We start from the raw sequence: 18,984 nt of genomic DNA, 5'->3' as shown, positions 1-18,984 counted from the left end.
AAATGCCTGATAAACTTTTGGAGGAACTTGAGCACAAACAAAAAGTGCTACAAATCCTAAAAGGAAACTAAATCCTTGTTTGAATACCAACCCCATATCTTGAGCCGATGCACTATATACGACGATTAAACCTAAGATCGCATTGAAAATGAGAAGGCTCAATAACCAAGGGTCGAGATGTAATTTATGCCAATACGAAGAATTATTTTTGAGATGCAAACCATCTCGAATGGAATAACGTAAAAATCGGGATTGCGGAACAGGCTTCATGGTGATCTTAAAAATAAGAAAAACGAGCAGATAAATCTGAACTAAGGCGATGGAGTATATATTTAATTTGTTTCTGTGCTCAGATTATTACTTTTATTTTTGTGAATCTTTGATAAATTTGCAGATACCATTTAAATCAAAGGTTTTATACATATGGACCCCTCACCTTTAAGGCGTATCTTTGGCTCTCTCAGTAGACAACTTGGAGAACTAGGATGATAGAATTTCTTTTAGACCCTAGCATCTGGATCGCGTTATTAACTTTAATTGTACTCGAAATCGTACTTGGCATTGATAACTTAGTTTTCATTGCAATTCTTGCAGATAAACTTCCTCCAGAACAAAGAGATAAAGCAAGAATCATAGGTCTTTCATTAGCCCTTATCATGCGTTTAGCCCTGCTTTCCATTATCTCTTGGCTAGTTACTTTAACAAAACCTATTCTCCATATATGGACTCTGAGTTTCTCAGGTCGAGACCTAATCCTACTCTTTGGTGGTCTTTTCTTACTCTATAAAGCCGTTACAGAATTACATGAAAAAATAGAAGGCAAACCTGTACATAAAACCCAATCAAGTGTTGCTTATGCAAGCTTTGGTATGGTGGTCACTCAGATTGTTATTCTAGATGCAGTGTTTTCTTTAGATTCTGTGATTACAGCAATCGGAATGGTTGACAATATTTATGTCATGATGGCAGCCGTGGTGATCGCTGTTGTAGTGATGTTGATTGCATCAAAACCATTAACAAACTTTGTAAATAAGCATCCTACTGTTGTTATTTTGTGCTTAAGCTTCTTACTACTGATCGGTATTAGCTTGATTGCTGAAGGTTTTGGTTTCCATATTCCAAAAGGATATATCTATTCAGGTATTGCAGTTGCAATCCTAATTGAAGGTTTCAACCAATTTACCCAACGAAATGCTGAAAAACATGCATCAAAACTACCTTTAAGACATCGTACTGCAAATACGATCTTCAAGCTCATGGGTGGCAAAGAGCAAAATAACCCAACGATTATCGATAACAACGATGATTCATTCGGTGCCGAAGAACGCTACATGATCGGTGGTGTATTAACTCTGGCTGAACGCTCTGTTTCATCGATTATGACACCTAGAGATCAGATTTCTTGGGTCAACATCGATGATGATATTGAAGATATCAGAGCTAAAGTACTTGCAGTACCTCACAGCTTATTCCCTGTCTGTAAAGGCAATTTGGATAAAGTCATTACTGTTGTACGCGCAAAAGAGCTGATCGATTGTTTGGATGAAAAAGAAGAATTGCAAAATCTTTTAAAACGCCAACGTCCAATTTTTATTTTTGAAAAGATGAAAGTAATAGATGCAATTAATACTTTGCGCTCTTCAAAAGGCTCTTTAGTCATGGTGACGAATGAATTTGGAAATATCCAAGGATTGATCACTCCATTAGATGTATTTGAAGCAATTGCTGGTGAATTCCCAGACTCAGATGAACAACTGGATTTGACGAAAATATCTCATCAAGAATGGGTAGCATCTGGCTTATTAGACCTTTATCAACTTCAACTTGAATTAGGCACACTTGAACTGGTTCAGGAAGGTTCAGGCTATGTAAGTGTCGCTGGTTTGTTACTAGATAAATTAGAAGGTCAAGTTGATGTCGGTTCTACATTGACCTATGAGGGAATCTATTTCGAAATTATAGAAATGGATGGCACTCGCATTAAGAAAGTCAAAATTATTTATCCGATGTAAATCCAAGCATAAAAAAAGAGCCTTTCAAAAAGGCTCTTTTTTTTATATCTCAATCTGACTACCAATTTCGACAACACGATTCGTAGGGATTTGATAAAAATCGCTAATAGGACTTGTATTCTTTTGCATCGTAGCGAATAACTGTTTTCTCCATGTAGTTAACTTATTATCCGCTTTGTAGATCAATCTTTCGCGTGACACAAAGAAACTGATTTCCATCAGATTATATTCAAAATCAATTTTATTGAAAATTTGCTCTAAGACCATAGGTACATTCGGCTGCTCTTTAAAACCATAATTGATTTGTATCCGATAAAAGCCTTTCTCTAAAACTTCGAACTCATATCTCAGTTCATCTTGCACGTATGGGATATCCGAAACTTGCACCGTTACCAACATATTTTTGTCATGAAGAATCTTGTTGTGCTTGAGATTATGCAACAACGCATGTGGTACTACAGATGGAGAACCTGTCAAAAACACAGCAGTACCAGATACTTTATTCATATCTGTACCAAGATATTTAATAAAGGTTTCTAACTGCAACGTATCGCTTTGGAGTTTTTCCTGCAATTGAACCCGCCCTTTCTTCCATGTCATCATCAATGTAAAGACAAAGACAGCGATAAGCACAGGCACCCATCCACCAATAAAGAACTTAAGTAGATTCGAGCCTAACAGCACTAAATCAATAAAAATGAATGGTACAGCGAATAAAACCAGTTTCCACGTTTTCCATTTCCAGTAGCTATAAGCAAGAAATGCAACCAAAAGCGTATCGCAGAACATGGTAATCGTTACAGCAAGACCATAAGCACCTGCTAAATTACTACTTGTTTTAAAGAGTAAAACTAGGAATAAAATTGAAATATATAGAATCCAGTTGAGTAAAGGAATGTAAATTTGACCCACTTCAGACGCTGAGGTATGTAGTACATTCAGACGAGGTAAATAACCCAATTGAATCGCTTGTTTCGCCATCGAAAAAACACCACTAATCAATGCCTGTGATGCGATTACAGCTGCTGCGGTCGCAATAAGAATCATTGGATAGAGGAAAAAGGATGGTACAAGTAAATAAAATGGATTGGTAATCGCTGTAGGATCTCTTAGCAATAAAGCACCTTGACCTGCATAATTCAACATAAGACAAGGCAAAACAACGAGGAACCAACCAAGGCGTATCGGAAGAACACCAAAATGCCCCATATCAGCATAAAGCGCTTCACCACCTGTGACGGTCAAAACGACAGCGCCCATCACAAAAAATGAAATATACGGATTGGTGATAATAAATTGCAATGCCCAATGTGGACTTAAGAAAGCCAAAATCGTTGGGCTTTGAATAATACTCACGAACCCAATCGCACCAATAGACAAAAACCAAAGCAGTGTAATTGGGCCAAAAAACTTACCCATTACGGCAGTTCCATGTTTTTGTACAAGAAACAATGCCGTCAGAATGCCGATACTGATCGGTAATATAAATTTATCAAATGCTGGAGCCGCAACAGAAAGTCCTTCCACAGCCGATAACACAGATATTGCGGGTGTAATAATGCCATCACCAAAGAATAATGAAGCGCCAATAAATCCTAAAGCTGTAATCAGAATTTTTGTTCGATTAGAAAGACCTGGCTGACGTAAATTCAAGGCAAGTAATGCCATGATTCCACCTTCGCCATTGTTATCTGCTCGCATTATCACCATCACATATTTAAGAGAGACGATCAACATGATGGTCCAGAAAATAAGCGACAAGATTCCTAAAATATTAATTTCATTGATTGGCATTCCATGTGTTGCATGAAAGCTTTCTTTAAGTGCATAAAGTGGGCTAGTTCCAATATCACCAAAGACTACACCAAGTGCAGCTAAAGTCAGTATGGGTACACTAGCTTTCTCTACCGTCTGATTTTGCATGTTGTAAAAAAACACTTCTAAAAGTTAAAGTGATACTAGCACTCAATCTATCACTCACTAAATAATTTATTTATAAGCCAGTTAAATATATAATATTTAATTAAATAATTGCTTATTCAAATTAAATCACTCTACCTTTGAGTTTATTAAAATAGCGCCAATAAACACGCTCGCATTCCTTCAAAAAAACTCCACTTGAGAAGAATTATCAGTTATTATCTAGGCAAGAATTATTCCTGTGAATTGACCATGAATGCTCATACCGTAACGTTGGCCAATGTCTTAACGATTCAAAAGCTTAGCAAAAAATTCGGTGAGCGTTTTGCTGTAAATCAAGCATCATGGTCTGCTCAAAGTGGTCAGATTATTTGCCTATTGGGACATTCAGGTTGCGGTAAGACAACCATGCTACGTCTGATCGCAGGTCTAGAGACTCCTACTGAGGGTTCTATTCAGCTAGAAAGAAAAGTTCTATGGGACCCATATCAACAAGTTCAAGCTGAAGAACGCAATATCGGTTTTGTATTTCAAGACTATGCTCTCTTTCCACATTTGAGCGTGTTGGAAAATGTGATGTTTGGATTGAAAAAAATCCCGAAGCACGAACGTCAATCTATTGCTGAAAATGCGTTAAAGCATGTCTCTATGTCGCATCATATTCATAGCTATCCACATACTTTATCTGGTGGTGAACAACAGCGTGTCGCTTTAGCTCGTGCACTCGCACCTAAACCTCATGTCTTGCTTATGGATGAACCATTTTCGAATTTGGATCATCGTTTACGTGATCAAATTCGACAAAGCACCATTGATATTTTAAAACAGACTTCGACCACAACTATCATTGTGACTCATGATCCTGAAGAAGCACTTCAAATTGCTGATCAGATTATTTTGATGCATCAGGGTAAAATCATTCAAAGTGGTACGCCTAAGCAGCTTTACTTCCAACCGAAAACACTTTTTGCAGCACGTTATTTTTCCGATTTGAATGAAATAAAAACCCAAATACAAGATCAACAACTGCATACGATTTTTGGAAATATTGATATTCCAAAACATTTGACGAGTAATAACCAGATTCGTTGCTATTTTAGACCCCACCAATTACGTGTTAATCGGATAAAAACTGAAAATAGTCTAGCTGCTAAAATTATTTCGTCGAACTTCTTAGGCTATTCACAACTACTTAAATTAAAAATCGAGGCAGAAGATAAAGTGTTAAGTGCTTATGTTGAATATTCTCAACATTACGACCAAGCAGACACCGTCTACCTATCGTTAGATTTATCTCAGTGTTTCTTTTATGAATCTAATGATTCAATCGAAATCCATCAATCATCCACTTAACTGGTATTTATTATTCAAGTTTCTTCTTTTAGGGATCAAAAATGAACCAACGAATAAAACTTCATGCGCTTTCAGTTAGTCTTGTCGCACTCAGCAGTGGTTGGGTAAATGCCGCTGAGGTCAATCTCTATACCACTCGCGAACCTGTATTAATTCAACCACTCTTAGAAGAGTTCAATCAAAAAACAGGTATTAAAGTAAACACTGTTTTTATCAAAGATGGAATGCTGGAACGTGTTAAAACTGAAGGTCGCCGCTCACCTGCAGACGTCATGCTGACAGTTGATTTCGGTAATTTGGTTGATTTGGTTGAAAATGGTTTAACTCAACGAGTGAACTCTAAAGTTTTAAATACCGCGATTCCAGGTAACTTACGTGCAGCCAATGGTCATTGGTATGCGCTATCTATGCGTGCTCGTGCAGTATATGTTTCTAAAGAACGTACACCACTAAAAGCCATCAGTTATGAAGATCTCGCAAATCCAAAATGGAAAGGCAAGATTTGTATCCGCTCTGGCAGCCATCCTTATAACACATGGCTAATTGCATCCTATATTGCTCATCACGGCGAAAAAGCAACTGAGCAATGGTTACGTGGTATCAAAGCAAATTTAGCTCGCCCAGCGAGTGGTGGTGATCGTGATGTTGCACGTGATATTCTCGGTAAAATTTGTGATATCGGTGTTGCAAATACCTACTACGTAGGAACAATGCGTAATGGTGATGCTGAGCAACAACGTTGGGGCAATGCAATTAATGTTGTATTACCTCGCTTTAAAAATGGTGGAACGCATATCAATGTATCAGGTGCAGCTGTAGCAAAATATGCACCAAACCGTAAAGAAGCAGTTCAATTATTGGAATTCTTATCTTCAGATCATGCACAAGCAATCTATGCACAAAGTGGTTATGAGTATCCAGTAAAACCTGGTGTGAAGATTGATCCAATTATCGCAAGTTTCGGAAAGTTAAATATTGATAACGTCCGTCTGAGTGAAATTGCAAAATATCGTAAAGCAGCAAATCTGTTAGTCGATAAAGTTCAATTTAATCACTAAGTGATTTTATGGGCAGGTCATCCATTTTGTTTTGACCTGTCCAATCAAACTTCTTAAACCTGCTCTTCAATAGTTTCTTAATCTCTAATGACCAAAAATAAGCATCACTTTAATTTATTTACATCGCTCAGTGGGGTATTAACCTTACTTGCTTGCTTGCCTGTTATTGCATTGGTTTTAACAGCAATTCAGGGTAATAGTGATATTTTTGGGCATCTGATTCAGTATGTTCTGCCCCCTACTTTGGTTGATACCAGTATTTTATTATTTGGTGTTGGTCTACTCACGATTTTAATCGGGACTGGTAGCGCATGGTTAGTAACCGCATATCAGTTTAGAGGTCGAGCTTTTTTAGATTGGGCACTACTGCTTCCCCTTGCAATACCAACATATATCATCGCTTATAGTTATATCGATATTTTGCATCCTATCGGCCCAGTACAAAGCTTTCTAGCAGCTAACTTTGGTTGGGAATCTCAACCTGCTTGGTTTCCGAATATTCGCTCTGTTTGGGGCTGTATTTTTCTATTAAGTTTTGTCTTATATCCTTATGTCTACTTAAGTACACGTGCAATGTTTCTCATGCAATCAGCTAGCTTGATTGAAGTTGCACGCAGTTTAGGGCTCAACCCGAACCAAGTTTTTTTTCGAGTCGCGATTCCTTTAGCTCGCCCAGCAATCGCTGTGGGGGCTAGTTTAGCTTTGATGGAAACCATCAATGACATCGGTGCAACCGAGTTTTTAGGCGTCAAAACTCTAACTTTATCGATCTATTCAACATGGACAAATCAATCCGATCTCGCTAGTGCTGCACAAATCGCGATTTTCATGTTGATCATTATTACTTTATTGGTTGTTATTGAAAGACTGGGTAGACGCAAACAACGCTATATGAACTCTGCTCAACGTAGTCGATTGATGCCAGCACAACAACTCAGTGGCACAAAAGCTGGTTTATGTTTAATACTTGGATTGATTCCTATCAGCATTGGTTTCCTCATTCCGTTCATCCATTTATTGGTGGAATCTTATAAGCGTTTCAAGTATGCAGGTTTTTCAGACTATTTATTACAAGCATCAATCAACACTTTATTTCTAGCTACAGTTGCTACTGTGATCACAATTGCAATTGGATTTTTTATTGTCAGTGCGGCACGCTTTAGCCAAATTACATGGTTTAGCCGAATTGCTAGTTTAGGTTATGCAATACCTGGAACTGTGTTGGCAATTGGTCTTATGTTATCACTTGGAAAAATTGATCATGCGGTAGCTGATTTTCTTGAATTTAAATTAGGAATTCACACAGGCTTGCTCTTTTTAGGAACAACTTTTACCCTCATTTATGCATACAGTGTACGCTTTCTTGCAATCGCAATTGGTGGAATAGAGTCTGGATATAATCGTATCCATGGCGTATTTGATGACGCGGCTCAAAATTTAGGCCGAAATCAATTTTTAATATTAAAAGAAGTTCATCTTCCACTACTCCGCCCTGCAATCATCTCTGCGGCATTACTTATTTTTGTGGATTGTATGAAAGAATTGCCGGCCACCTTGTTACTTCGACCTTTGAATATGGAAACCCTCGCAACTCAGTTATATGCTGAAGCCTCAAGAGGAACATATGAAGATGGAGCAATTGCAGCATTATTAATTGTTTTAGTGGGTTTGATCCCTGTCATTCTGCTTGCTCGTATGAGTAAAGTGCTAAACAAATAAATAAGATTTTAGCGATATAGCGAATTCTGCTATATAGTCCCCAAATAAGAAAGGGTTGTATTTAATCAATACAACCCTTTTTTCTATGTCTACCGAATCATCGATTAGAAACGATAACGAACACCAGCTTCAAATGAACGCTCAGGACCAACATAAATCCCTTGACGTAGACTTGCGATATAGCGCTTGTCCTCTAAGTTTTTAACTGCGCCATAAAACTCAACTTGATCATTCAAGGTATAGCGAGTTGTTAAATCGACAGTCGTGTAAGCATCGATTTTTCCAGTAAAGAATCCTGAAGTATTCTCAACAATCGGTTTGGTATTTAATTCATCAGTAAACTGAGAACCTGTATAGTTTGCACTCAACTGACTACGCAAACCTGCATAGGTATAACCTACCCCAAGATTTGCCACCCATTCAGGTGTATATGGTACACGGTCACCATCTTTTGATTTTAGTGAACCATTTTTGTTGTAACGATCGCCTTTGAACTCAGCATTTGCAATCCATGTAAGATTAGCAAACACATCGAAACCATTCTCAAACTCTAAACTTACAGCACCTTCAAGCCCTTGGTTGTATGTTTTACCACCATTGGTCGATTGGAAATCTGAGTTACTGTTAGCTGGAATAATTTGATTGTCAAAGTCCATACGGAAAGCAGTTAACTCGTAACGAACTGCATCTTGCTGACCTCTTAAACCCAACTCCCAACTTACCGCAGTTTCTGCATCTAGTTTTTGATCTTTCATTCCACTGAGTGAGTCACCATTTAGTGCAGGTGAGAATGCCTTGTAGACACTAGCGTAAAGCTGAACAGCTGGAATGAATTGGTAGGTGACACCTAATCCAGGCATTACTTCAGTATTTGAAGTTTTAACTGTTTCATTCTTTTGTTTATCATCACGTTGTTGTTCATAGCGTTCAACACGAACACCAGGCGTTACAGACAATTGATCTGAAATATCGAAACGGTTTTGAGCATACAAAGCAACACTCTTCGCGGAATCTTTGGTATCTTTTGCTGTCGTACCTGAACGAGGTGTAGCACGTTTCGCATTAATCGTAACGTCATCCATTTTCTCATTCATCAAGCGCAAGCCAATCTCAGCTTCACCAGGAATATTAAAAATAGTATTTTTGGCGATCAGACGAGTTTCTGCTCCAATACGTTCAAAAGCACGATTAAAGCCATTTACATTATCAGTATAAATCCAACGACCTGCAGCTTGTGAATCTGTAGGATTCACACCATAACGCCAATAATCACGATTCATTTCACTCCAATACAGCAATGTTTGAAGTTCAGTATCTGGATTAATATCCCAACGATGATTGATATCAAAAGAATTACGCTCTGTTAAGAACCAGTCATCAGGAGCAGGATTATTCTGTTTCTTGGCATAATACTCACCCAAGAACTGACCACGATATGAAATATTGGCATCATTTTCATAATGAGTAAATTTAACGCCAACCCATTGATTATCACCGATAGCTGTACCTGCTTTGATAACGGCATCTTTCATTTCATAGCTTTTATCCATGAAACCGTCACTTTTCGCCCAACTTAAAATCGCTCCGACATTGCTATCTTTCGTTGGAGAACTGCCACCTAATTCAACAGTTGTCTTATAGGTATCCCAAGATCCAATTGATAGATCAACAAGAGCACCATCTTTAGGTTGTTTAGTACGATAATTTACTACACCACCAATATTCATAGGTCCATAACGCAACGCAGAAGATCCCTTAAGAACTTCAATGCTATCCATACGTTGAATACGTGGATTGTAATAACGACCATTTCCAACAAATAAACCCGGCGCAACAGGCACACCATCTTCTAGAATAAGTGTTTTGTAATCAGCCGAACTAATTCCTCGCATACCAATGTTGCCAACAATTGCTGACTCCTCTTCAGGTTTAACATACACACCTGATACGCGTTTTAAAATTTCTTCTGTAGAGTTTGGAGTGAATTGTTGAATTTGCTCTTGGCTTACAATTACCGCTGCACCTGGAATTTTTGAAATTGAATCCTCTTGTGAGCCAATCACTTGAATCGTAGGTAATACAACAATTTGTTGAGTTTGTTCAGTAGCAGCATAAAGCATTGGTGCAAAACCACAGAACAGCAGACCACTCATAACAATTTGATTTTTAACAAATAAATACTTTTTCATGTGACCTCTATAATCAATCATCAGATTGAAATTCAGATTAAACTTAAAATAACCTTAAAAAACTGCGCAATTATAATACAAATAGAAACAATTATCAGTTAATGTTTTAATTTGAGTGGTATTTTGTTGCTATCAGGTTTCTAAAGCAAAATTCTTCTGGTGCTACATCTATTAAAAAATACTGATCATTTTCGAATATATAATAATTAAGGATTTAAGACACTGATCTACTCGACAAGCATGACTAATACTGGGTTAAGATACCTTTTTAGTTCTTCTGTAAATTCTGCGTGCAAACATGAGACTTAGCACTTAAATCATTAAATAAAACCCTACCTTCCTCAATGAAGGCTTAGGAGTAACAAATAAAATAAAAAAACTAACTTACTCTTTTGTTGCTAATTTCCTCATTCATTTTAGGAATCCTTTTTGTCAATCAAGCTCAATTTGTTAAGATGGCTGTCGAAAAAGGGTTTACACCAAAACTGTATTTTGTAATTTAGTGATTTTGATATCGAAAGTTAAGATTTCTTGATTTCGATCAATTTTAGACAGTAATGGTAAAACTTTATTTAGTAATATATTTTCAATTTAAGGACTTATAACGCATGAACAGTGACTCAGTTATGGCTGATCTCTCATCTCACACGCCGATGATGCAGCAATACCTCAAAGTCAAAATGGAGTATCAACATGCGCTTTTGTTCTATCGTATGGGTGACTTTTACGAACTCTTTTTTGAGGATGCCCATTTAGCTGCAAAATTACTTGGTATCACACTAACCCATCGTGGCAAAACAAATGGTGAACCAATTCCAATGGCAGGTGTTCCCTACCATTCCGCTGAAGGATATTTAGCACGTTTAGTAAAGTCAGGTCGTACCGTTGCAATTTGTGAGCAAGTTGGTGAAGTTACGGGTAAAGGACCTGTCGAACGTAAAGTAGTCCGAGTTTTGACACCTGGTACCTTAACTGACGACGCGCTTTTATCAAGTTATCAATCTTCAAATTTAGTTGCTCTGTGTATACAACAAAATCAAATTGGTTTTGCATTACTTGACTTGAGTGCAGGTATTTTTAAAGTTCAACAACAGACATATAAACCAGAGCAATTGCCAATAGAACTTGCTCGCTTGATGCCAAGTGAAATTTTGATTGATGAGGATTTAGTCGATCAAAACATCATCGAACATATTAAGAAAAATCTAGATTGTCCAATTACCAAAAGACCGAATGTAGATTTTAATCAAAATAATGCTCAAAAGACGTTATGTGACCAGTTTGCTGTTTCCACCTTATCAGGCTTTGGGTTAGATCCAATTCCTCTGGCAAAGGCGGCTGCCGCTGCGCTTATTCATTATGCTAAAGAAACTCAAAAAACAGCCCTACCTCACATCCGTTCTATACAGATCGAACAGAGTACAGATTTCATTGCTTTAGACCCAATTACACGTCGTAACCTTGAAATCATCGAACCGTTATTTGAGCATGGAACATCTTTATTCCAATTAATCAATGATTGTCAGACTGCGATGGGTGGTCGCTTACTGAGTCGCACACTCATGCAACCCATTCGAGATACAGCAATACTAGATGCTCGTTTAGATGCAATTGAGCAATTATTGAAAGGTTATCACGAATCACCTGTTCGCTTAGTTTTGAAAGAAATCGGCGATATTGAGCGTGTACTCAGTCGAGTAGCTTTGGGTAGTGCTCGACCACGTGATTTAGTTCAACTTCGCCAAGCCTGTGCTCAAATTCCTTTTTTACGACATGCTTTAGCGCCTGTACTCAACACTGAAAAATCCAAACTATTAATTGAGCTTGATCAGCAACTTGGTGATTTCAAAAGTCTACACCAACATCTTATTGCAGCAATTGTTGAAAACCCTCCTGTACTTTTACGCGATGGAAATGTAATTGCAGAGGGATATGATGATGAATTGGATGAATTACGCAAAATACGTGATCATGCGGGCCAATTTTTAATAGATTTAGAAATCAAAGAGCGTCAGCGAACTGGCATCAATACACTGAAAATTGGCTACAATCGTGTCAGCGGATACTATATCGAATTAACACGAGCTCAAGCTGAGCAAGCCCCTGCCGATTATATTCGTCGTCAGACACTTAAAAATGCTGAAAGATATATCACACCTGAACTTAAAAGCTTTGAAGATAAAGTGCTTTCGAGCGAATCTCGTGCGCTCGCTCGTGAAAAACTACTGTTTGAATCTTTATTGGATGAATTACGCCAAAATATTGCTCAATTACAGATGATGAGTGCTGCAATTGCTCATATCGATGTTTTAGCGAATTTTGCACATCAGGCAAGATTAAATAATTGGGCAAGACCTGAATATACACCAGAAACTTGTATCAAGATTCAGGCGGGTCGACATCCAGTGGTTGAGTCTTTAAACAAAGCTCCATTCACTCCGAATGATACATTCCTTGATCATCAACATCGTATGGCGATCATCACTGGTCCCAATATGGGTGGTAAATCCACGTTTATGAGACAAACAGCTTTAATTAGCTTGCTCGCTTATTGTGGTTGTTTTGTCCCAGCGAAATCAGCAAAGCTCGGTTCTATCGATCGCATATTCACTCGTATCGGCTCAGCTGATGACCTCTCTACAGGCAAATCAACATTCATGGTTGAGATGACTGAAACTTCTCAAATTCTACATCATGCAACAAGTCAGTCTTTAGTATTGATGGATGAAGTCGGACGTGGAACCAGTACATATGATGGCTTATCTCTAGCGTGGGCATGTGTACTCGATTTAACTAAACGTATTAAGTGTTTATGTCTTTTTGCAACACATTATTTTGAATTAACAGAATTGGGCAGCGAAGCTGGAATTGACAACTATCACGTCACCGCACAAGAGTTAAATGGTAATTTAATCCTATTACATAAAGTACAGCTTGGACCTGCAAGTCAAAGTCATGGTTTACAAGTTGCAAAATTGGCTGGTATCCCTGCTAATGTGATCAAAGATGCACAAAAACGTTTGAAAATACTGGAAAAACAGCAACATCAGCATTTGCAAAATTCTGTGCAAAATGATCTGTTTAGTACAGTTGAACATGAAATAGAAACTAAAGTTATTGAAAAAGTAATTGAAGTAAAAATGCAATCACCTGCTTTAGATCTTTTAAAGCAACTGGACTTAGATGACCTTACCCCACGCCAAGCTTTGGAACATCTTTATCAACTCAAAGCTTTATCTAAAAGCTCAGATACTATTGAAAATTAACCCTATGCTAGGTTCTCTACTATATTAAAGTTAGAACCTAGCAAATTTTAATTTCTAATTAAGTTTGAAAATGCGTCTTTTATCGTAGGATGAAGTGCAAATAGATTCAGGTTATTGAGAGTTATTATCAACAAAACTCATATAAATCAGCCCTTTTCATTGATACGAATAATAAATATCAATAAAAGGAATTGTTTCTATCTGCATTTTTTGCCTAAAATACGCTATTGAAAATGAAAACCATATTTTTTAGGTAGCTGCCGCCATGACCTTTGTTGTCACAGAAAATTGTATCAAATGTAAGTATCAAGATTGTGTTGAAGTTTGTCCTGTAGATTGTTTCTATGAAGGTCCTAACTTCTTAGTCATCAATCCTGACGAATGTATCGACTGTGCACTTTGCGAACCAGAATGCCCTGCAAATGCAATTTTCTCTGAAGATGAGTTACCTGAAGGTCAAGAAGTGTTTATTGAGTTAAATGCTGAATTATCTGAAAAATGGGCTGGCAATAACATTACTCAAATCGGTGAACAACCTGCTGATCGTGAGGAATGGAACGGCAAACCAAACAAGCTTCAGTATTTAGAAAAGTAATTTTCAAAAAGGCCAGTTTTACTGGTCTTTTTTTATACCTGAATCACACATTTCTTTGCAATTGTGCCATTTTTAGCCCCCTATTTTGCATTAAAATAGGCACTATACTAAATGTGAATTGCTTTTTTATGATGCGAAATAAATTACAGGGTCTGTTTTCATTATTTGTCATCCCTGTGATGATGGTTGGTTGTGCCACGTCTCCAAAGAAAGTTAGTCCAAGCAAAAGAATATATATTCCTGAAGAACAAGTAACTTTTAATCGTCCAATCCCTACAAAAACAGAACCTGCATCTTATCGTCAGTGGTTAGGTCAGGGAGAAAACTACGCACGTGTACGCGAATATGAACATTTCTTACTGCGCAATAATGTCGCACATATTATTCCTAGTTTTGAATTGCTTAAAACAGCAAGAGACTGGCAAAAGTGCGGACGTTCAGAATACATGGTTCCAAATCGTGAATTATGGAATAACTCACTTTCAACATTACGAGTATTCAAATATTTAATCGCTGCAAAAATTCTTACTGATTTCGAAGTTACCTCAGTTTATCGTGATCTACCACTGAATCAGTGTGCTGGTGGTGCAAGCTCATCAAAGCACTTATTTAATTCCGCAATTGATTTTCGTATTGGACCTGAATACCCTCAACCCCAAGATTATGCATATATTGAACAAACAAAATTCAAGTTATGCCAATTTTGGATTCAGCATGGTCAAAGCCTAGATCTCGGTATTGGATTATATAGTTCAGGTCAAATTCATTTGGATACTCAAGGTTATCGCACTTGGGGTCCTGATTTGACTCGTAATACATCTCTTTGTAACTTCTAAATTGCAAAACTCGAGTAAAAATGAGGTCTTTTGATCTCTTTTTACTTTCAGCGCTCATGATTCCTTCAGCATTCAAATTGCACTTCGAAGATAAATGTTTAAAATGCAGCTATCAAATTTATAGGTAAATACAACCATGCAACAGTTGTGGACAGACATTGATGAATATATTAATTCACATCTCATTCCCACAGACGAGAGACTTCAACATGCATTAGATAACACTGACCAGCAGGGTTTTTCTAATCATCTAGCTGTTGCACCTAACCAAGGCATGTTTCTACAAATGTTGATTCAAATGAATCAATGCAAGCGTGTGCTCGAACTCGGTACATTTGCTGCTTATAGTACAATTTGGTTGGCGAAAGCACTGCCCGCTGATGGATATTTGCTTACTGTGGAAGGACGGGATACACACGTGATCCTTGCCCAAGAAAATATTGATTATGCCAATATGCCAACCCAAATTGAGCTTAAAAAAGGTCGTGGCGTTGATATCATGAATCAATTAATTAATGAAAATAGTGAACCATTTGATTTCATTTTTATTGATGCAGACAAACAAAGTTATCCAGAATATTTTGAACTCAGTTTAAAATTGGCACGCTCAGGCACTATCATTGTGCTAGACAATGTTATTCGCTCTGGTGATATCTTAGATTCAAATAATAAAAAGCCAAGTATTGAAGGTATCCGCCAAGCTTTTACTGCGCTCCAGAATCATCCTCAACTTTTATCGTGTACTGCTCTACAAACTGTTGGATCGAAAGGGCACGATGGCTTTGCAATTGCAATCGTCAAATAGAGGTTAAAAAATAAACTTTTATTTTTTAATTATAAATATCAATAAATTAAGTATATTAAGATTGCTTTTCCATATAGTTATCCACAGGAATTGCGGATAACTATATGGAATAAAATGAACTACTTAGCAACAAGCAGCGGTACATTTGCATTTCTAAATATCGTGGTTGTGATGCTACCCAAGAAAAACTGATGAATCTTACTGTGACTAAATGCACCTAATACAATCAGTTGAATATCATGTTCGCGTTGATATTCCAAAATATTTTGTGCTACATCGCCATAACGATATATTGGTATTACATCTAAACCAGCACTTTTAAGATATTTCTCAGGTTCAGTCAGCATCTCTGGATGATCACCAACATACAGTAAATGGCATTGCAGTTTTTTCAATAAATCACTTTGAGCAATTCTCTCCATCATCTTTTGACAAGTCGGAGAGTATTCATAAGCAAAAATAAAACGTTTTGGTGGTGAAAAATGCTCCCCTACGGTAATTACCGTGCAATTCGCCCCACGAATAAAGTTTTCAACATTACTTCCAATTGGTTTATTTTTTTCAGCAGCGCGTTCCCCGACTCGCCCGATGATTACCACATCATTTTCTTTAAGAATATTAAAACTCTGTTCAAGAAAATCACCTTTTTCTTGAATTTTGGTGCTAGTCAAACCGTAATTTTTTTCAATTAATTCAGAGATATGTTTCAGTAAATTATTACTATAATCCAAGGCTAATTCGCTTTGCTTTTGTTCTAACTCAGCCAATTCTTTAAGTAACATGGCATTACTTTCAAAACCGATTACACCACTAATTTCACCTAAATGGTAACTGGCGGGATAGTAATCTAGGATTTGCAAAAGGACTAATTCTCTTTGAGTTTGCTTGGCAACCCAAACTGCAGCCTCCGCCACCGCATCGATACAGGGTGAGGAATCGATACATGCAATAACGCGGTTCATAATCGCCTCTCTTTAGGTTCAATACCTTAGGTCTTCTACTTATTTTTAACTTAACACAGATAGATAGCAGGTTGGTTAAATTTATGTATAGAATCTCTTGAGAGTTTTCTAGTTAATTCTTATTTCCGATAACGAATCAATTTTGCAGGGTTTCCAGCCATAATTGCATGTGGCTCAACATCTTTAGTAATCATACTATTCATACCAATAACCGCATGATCACCAACTTTAATCCCATCCTTAATTCCAACATGAGCTCCTAACCAAACATCACGTCCAATTTCTATGCCTTGTGAACGAACTGCTTGCTGATAGATGGGTCGATCTAAATCCATGCCATGGTCAAAAGCATACAGATGACTATATGCTGCAATTCTAACTTGATCATGCAACTTAATACCTGCGCGACCTCCGTCAAGAATACAATGGTGGTTGATCGCGACTTCAGAACCGATTTCTAACGGTCCATGTAAAGTACAATCGGCAGCAATAAAAGTATTATCGCCGATAGTAATTTTACGTCCTCGCTCAGCAAAGATATGTGCTAAAGGTGAAATAAAACAATTGTTGCCAATTTCAACTGTTTCCATTTCCATTAAATAGTTCTGATATTCTTTTTGCCATGCTTCCGCCCATTCTCTATGTTTGGGTTTTAAAGACCAATATAACCATGGCATATAGTTCAATCGATGTTTATGCTGTTCACGATATTTTAATAGTGGATCATGCATCATCTGTTTGATCCTCAATAAGTTTAAGCTGCTCGCGACCACGCGTTACATCTTGAAGTTTGAGCTTTAATGGTTCGATCTGGTGTATTTGCACTTGTGCCTGAATACTAACACCCGTTTCAGTATAGTTTTCTAGAAACTCTATTTGCTGTTGTAGTAATTCATATTGAATAATAGCCCATTCGTTAAATGCACAACTAAAAGTAATCTTCTTTTTCTCAATTAATTCTATTTTTTCAGCGAGTAGCAGACACTGACCTGCACAACCACCATACGCCCTGACTAAACCACCAGTGCCTAGTTTTACTCCGCCATACCAACGATTCACCAATACAATAACATTGGTTAAGTCATTCCCCTCTATTGTTGCTAATATCGGGCGACCTGCTGTACCTGAAGGTTCGCCATCATCATTGAACCGTACATGATGACCTATTTTCCATGCCCAGCATTGGTGTGTCGTCGAGATGTCTTTTGTCTCTTCTAAAAACTTTTTTACTTGTTGCTCATTTTCTACAACACTCGCAATCGCCTGAAAGCGACTTTTTTTAATTTCTTCTTCAAAGGTAACGGTTTGAGCAATAGTAAAAGGCATAAAAACATCAATGCAAATTTAAAAACAAAGTATAACGTCTTAAGGTTCAAATAAAAAACCTCGCAATTGCGAGGTTTTTTGAGTTTAGCTTGCTTATCTTTCACGCAAAGCTTCTTTGGCCTTATTAAATGGCTTAAGTAGATAATCCATAACTGTTTTTTCACCAGTGCGGATATCAACTGTCGCTACCATACCTGGTGTGATACCAAACGCATGACCTGCTTTATTGAATAACTTGTCAGAGTCAGTGCGGATATAAACACGATAGTAAAATTGGTCTTGTTTAACTTCATCTCGAATCGTATCAGGAGAAATTACTGTTACTTTTCCAGTCAAACCACCGTAGATCGAATAGTCATACGCAGTGATTTTCACTAAGGCTTCTTGACCAGGTCGAATGAAAGCAATATCTCTTGGAGAAATACGTGCTTCAATTAACAGTTTGTCTTCTAAAGGAACAATCGTCATCAATTTACCGTTTTGCGGAATAACACCACCAAGAGTTGTTACATCAATTTCTTTAATCACACCACGCACAGGTGCTTTAAAGATTGCACGTTGTAAACTATCACTGCGTCCCATCACAACTTGTTGTTGCGTTTCAATATCAGTATTTGCCTTCGATAGCTCTTCTCGGGCTTTTACATAGTATTGATTACGTGTGTCATTCATCTTATTTCTAAGATCATTGGCTTCACGCTTGAGTCTAAGTACTTCTACTTCACTTGCAGCACCTTTCGCAACAAGTGGTTCAGTCATCATCAATTCTTGTTGAACTAATTGTAAAGCTTGTTGGTAACCAGCTAATGATTGTTCTAAATTTTCACGTCTAGAATAATAAAGAGCGGTCTCTTCTTTGACTAATTTAGGTTCTTTGAGCACTTCTGCAGGAAATGCTAAAGGAGTTCCATTGACTTCAGCACGTAATCGCGCAGCAGTCGCT

14 protein-coding genes and 1 pseudogene are annotated in these 18,984 nt (G+C 37.5%); 8 read left to right on the top strand and 7 right to left on the bottom strand.

Features of this window, described 5'->3' with window-relative positions:
* A pseudogene (locus IRT38_RS08835) lies at positions 1 to 270 on the bottom strand (rod shape-determining protein RodA); the annotation flags it as partial.
* 215 nt (positions 271 to 485) lie between these two features.
* On the opposite strand from IRT38_RS08835, the gene IRT38_RS08830 reads away from it, so the two are divergent.
* On the top strand, positions 486 to 2,012 hold the full coding sequence (locus IRT38_RS08830) for a TerC family protein (RefSeq protein ID WP_312847014.1): 1,527 nt from the start codon (positions 486 to 488) through the stop codon (positions 2,010 to 2,012).
* Between the two features lie 42 nt (positions 2,013 to 2,054).
* On the opposite strand, the gene IRT38_RS08825 is transcribed toward IRT38_RS08830, so the two are convergent.
* A complete protein-coding gene (locus IRT38_RS08825; protein WP_004959616.1) occupies positions 2,055 to 3,935 on the bottom strand; it encodes a potassium transporter Kup in 1,881 nt (626 codons plus the stop codon).
* Positions 3,936 to 4,184: 249 nt separating this feature from the next.
* On the opposite strand from IRT38_RS08825, the gene IRT38_RS08820 reads away from it, so the two are divergent.
* From IRT38_RS08820 to IRT38_RS08810, 3 genes are all read left to right on the top strand, one after another.
* Positions 4,185 to 5,285, top strand: coding sequence for an ABC transporter ATP-binding protein (locus IRT38_RS08820; RefSeq protein ID WP_125272030.1), 1,101 nt, complete (start codon positions 4,185 to 4,187; stop codon positions 5,283 to 5,285).
* Positions 5,286 to 5,326: 41 nt separating this feature from the next.
* The gene (locus tag IRT38_RS08815; RefSeq protein ID WP_005402938.1) at positions 5,327 to 6,343 is read left to right on the top strand and encodes an extracellular solute-binding protein; all 1,017 of its coding nucleotides are present in this window, start codon (positions 5,327 to 5,329) and stop codon (positions 6,341 to 6,343) included.
* Positions 6,344 to 6,430: 87 nt separating this feature from the next.
* Positions 6,431 to 8,062, top strand: a complete 1,632-nt coding sequence (locus tag IRT38_RS08810; protein ID WP_125272029.1) for an ABC transporter permease — start codon at positions 6,431 to 6,433, stop codon at positions 8,060 to 8,062.
* Positions 8,063 to 8,166: 104 nt separating this feature from the next.
* On the opposite strand, the gene IRT38_RS08805 is transcribed toward IRT38_RS08810, so the two are convergent.
* The gene (locus tag IRT38_RS08805; RefSeq protein WP_194597474.1) at positions 8,167 to 10,251 is read right to left on the bottom strand and encodes a TonB-dependent receptor family protein; all 2,085 of its coding nucleotides are present in this window, start codon (positions 10,249 to 10,251) and stop codon (positions 8,167 to 8,169) included.
* 608 nt (positions 10,252 to 10,859) lie between these two features.
* On the opposite strand from IRT38_RS08805, the gene mutS reads away from it, so the two are divergent.
* The 4 genes from mutS (at position 10,860) to IRT38_RS08785 (ending at position 15,753) form a co-directional block, all read left to right on the top strand.
* A complete protein-coding gene (gene mutS, locus IRT38_RS08800) occupies positions 10,860 to 13,517 on the top strand; it encodes a DNA mismatch repair protein MutS (RefSeq protein ID WP_194597473.1) in 2,658 nt (885 codons plus the stop codon).
* A gap of 265 nt (positions 13,518 to 13,782) precedes the next feature.
* Positions 13,783 to 14,112, top strand: a complete 330-nt coding sequence (gene fdxA, locus IRT38_RS08795) for a ferredoxin FdxA (RefSeq protein ID WP_004639922.1) — start codon at positions 13,783 to 13,785, stop codon at positions 14,110 to 14,112.
* A gap of 128 nt (positions 14,113 to 14,240) precedes the next feature.
* Positions 14,241 to 14,948, top strand: coding sequence for a D-Ala-D-Ala carboxypeptidase family metallohydrolase (locus IRT38_RS08790; protein ID WP_194597472.1), 708 nt, complete (start codon positions 14,241 to 14,243; stop codon positions 14,946 to 14,948).
* 136 nt (positions 14,949 to 15,084) lie between these two features.
* Positions 15,085 to 15,753: an O-methyltransferase gene (locus IRT38_RS08785; RefSeq protein ID WP_004959635.1), complete on the top strand. Its 669-nt coding sequence runs from the start codon at positions 15,085 to 15,087 to the stop codon at positions 15,751 to 15,753.
* A 119-nt stretch (positions 15,754 to 15,872) separates the two neighbouring features.
* On the opposite strand, the gene IRT38_RS08780 is transcribed toward IRT38_RS08785, so the two are convergent.
* The 4 genes from IRT38_RS08780 to IRT38_RS08765 form a co-directional block, all read right to left on the bottom strand.
* A complete protein-coding gene (locus tag IRT38_RS08780; protein WP_004913328.1) occupies positions 15,873 to 16,715 on the bottom strand; it encodes a universal stress protein in 843 nt (280 codons plus the stop codon).
* A 119-nt stretch (positions 16,716 to 16,834) separates the two neighbouring features.
* Positions 16,835 to 17,446: an acyltransferase gene (locus IRT38_RS08775; RefSeq protein WP_080592503.1), complete on the bottom strand. Its 612-nt coding sequence runs from the start codon at positions 17,444 to 17,446 to the stop codon at positions 16,835 to 16,837.
* Positions 17,439 to 18,041 carry an IMPACT family protein gene (locus IRT38_RS08770; RefSeq protein WP_194597471.1) on the bottom strand — a complete coding sequence of 201 codons (603 nt, stop codon included), beginning with the start codon at positions 18,039 to 18,041 and terminating at the stop codon, positions 17,439 to 17,441. The genes IRT38_RS08775 and IRT38_RS08770 overlap by 8 nt, the downstream gene beginning before the upstream one ends.
* 93 nt (positions 18,042 to 18,134) lie before the next feature.
* Positions 18,135 to 18,984: HlyD family type I secretion periplasmic adaptor subunit (locus IRT38_RS08765; RefSeq protein ID WP_194597470.1), on the bottom strand; the 850-nt coding region annotated here is incomplete at its 5' end.

The sequence above is a fragment of the Acinetobacter sp. SK-43 genome, assembly GCF_015351505.1.
In the GTDB taxonomy this organism is placed as follows: domain Bacteria; phylum Pseudomonadota; class Gammaproteobacteria; order Pseudomonadales; family Moraxellaceae; genus Acinetobacter; species Acinetobacter junii.
Note: the sequence above shows the minus strand (reverse complement) of the source record. Positions and strands in the feature narration are given on the sequence as shown.